Consider the following 2,127-nt stretch of genomic DNA (forward strand, 5'->3'; position numbering starts at 1 on the left):
AATGAGGCTCCTGCCGGTCAGCCGGAGGAAAACATCCTCCAAGCTGGAGCGCCGCACCAGCGAGGTGATCGGGCGGAGCCCGCGGTTGGACACCTGCTCAAGCGCCCCCTCGCCGTCGTCGGCATAAATGAGGACGCGGTCAGGCAGTGTCTCAAGCCGCTCGCCGATGCCGGCCAGCTCCGGCGCCACAGTCGTATTCCGCTCCGAACCGAAACGAAGCTCCAGGACCTCGCGGGTGGAATGCTCGCGGATCAGGGCAGCCGGCGAGCCTTCCGCCATGATCTTGCCCTTGTCCACCACAATCAGGCGGTCGCACAGCTGTTCGGCCTCATCCATGTAGTGGGTGGTCAGGATCAGCGTTACCCCCGCTTCCTTAAGCCGGAAGAGCCTGTCCCACAGGATGTGGCGGGCCTGCGGATCCAAGCCGGTGGTCGGTTCGTCGAGCAGGAGCACCTTCGGATCGTTCATCAGCGAACGCGCGATGGTCAGGCGCCGCTTCATGCCGCCGGAAAGGGCATCGACCTTCGCTTTGGCCTTGTCCGTCAACTGCGCGAACTCCAGCAGCTCGTCGGCCTTGGGCCGCAGGTAGGAATACGGCAGCCCGAAGTACCGGCCATAGACGATCAGGTTGTCGCGGACCTTCAGCTCTTCATCCAGATTGTCCTGCTGCGGAACCACGCCCAGATGCGCCCGCACCTCCGGCCCGTGCTGGTCCGGATCCAGGCCCATGATGCTCAGCTCCCCCGAGGTCCGCTGCGAGACCCCGCCGATCATCCGCATGGTGGTGGATTTGCCCGCGCCGTTGGGCCCCAGAAGGCCGAACGACTCCCCTGCGGGAACTTCGAAGCTGATGCCGTCCACCGCGTTGAAATCGCCGTACGTCTTCACGACATTTCGGGCGGTGATGACGGCGGCGGAAGCCTGCTGCGGCAGGCGGTGTGAAAGAGATGTTTGAGGCACTGCTATAGCCTAGATCACATCACCGATTGAAGAAAGCCAATCGGGATAATCGGAGTGTCCTACCCCACAGGTCAACGTGCACCTTCAAGGCCTGGAGGCCAACCCGAGGGGTTGCGGGGCTGAGGACAAACCATCACCCGGAAGCGGGGCGGCAGCGGCCAGGTGCTGGGCGCGCTCAGCAACCGGATTCACGATGACGAGGCGCATGAGCCTCAACCGCAAACTTCACCATTTCCATCGCCCGGTCGGTCAGCCTGATCCCTTCAGGCCAGATAATTTTCACGTTGACCGGACGGACAGCCGGCTCAATGGGCAAGGCCACAAAGGGGCGGCCCTCGTAGGTTGTCTCCCCGGCGGGGCGCTGCACCAGCACTGAGTACCCCATGCCCCGGCCGACCAACGACCGGGTCAGCTCAAAGTCCGTGGTCCGGTAGCGGATTCTGGGCGCTACCGAGGCATCCCGAAAGACCGACATGGTGTGGTGGCTGCTGGGCGGAGCATCCAACAGGATCATCGGATCCTCCGCAAGCTCCGCCAGCGCCACTGCCTTTGCACCTGCCAGCGGGTGCCCGGAAGGCAGCAGTGCGTAGGCCTGCATGGCATCCAACTGCACCGACTCCAGCCCCGGTCGAAGGTCCATGTCATAGACGATGGCCAGATCCAGTTCACCGGCGAACAGCCGCTCCTGCACGGAGTCCTGGGTTCCTTCGACAAAGTCCAGCTGCACTTTGGGGTGCTCCGCGGCGAACCTCTCCAACAGCCCGGGCAGGACGGTCGGCGCCAACGTCAGATAGCAGCCCACCACCAGCGGACCTGCCAGCTCTCCCCCGCCGCTGCTGGTACTCAACTCCAACTCCTCGGCTTCGCGCAGGAAAGCGCCCGCTCGCGCGTGAAGCTGCCGGCCCGCCGGCGTAAGGCTGACGCCGTGTGCCTTGCGGCGGACCGTCAGCTGCGTGCCAAATATCCGCTCCAGTTCCTTCACCGCCGCGGCCACAGCGGTCTGCGACACGTGCAGCTCGTCCGCAGCGGCCGCGATAGTGCCCGCTTCCGCCACGGCCACAAAGTACGCCAGCTGCCGCAGTGTGTAGCGAACCGCCATCCCGCCCCCTGATCCTTACCAAACCTTTTGTGCGGATATTTCCCCTAAATATGAACTTTACCGGGGGT

Annotated in this window: 2 protein-coding genes; both read right to left on the reverse strand. The window is 64.2% G+C overall.

The features are described 5' to 3' along the window. On the reverse strand, nucleotides 1-960 hold a 960-nt coding region (locus AC5RWT_RS36785), incomplete at its 3' end, for an ABC transporter ATP-binding protein (protein WP_494084526.1). A 175-nt stretch (nucleotides 961-1,135) separates the two neighbouring features. Continuing rightward, nucleotides 1,136-2,059: a LysR substrate-binding domain-containing protein gene (locus AC5RWT_RS36790; protein WP_494084527.1), complete on the reverse strand. Its 924-nt coding sequence runs from the start codon at nucleotides 2,057-2,059 to the stop codon at nucleotides 1,136-1,138. Nucleotides 2,060-2,127 lie beyond the last annotated feature (68 nt).

The organism is Arthrobacter sp. Dra40 (assembly GCF_059091905.1).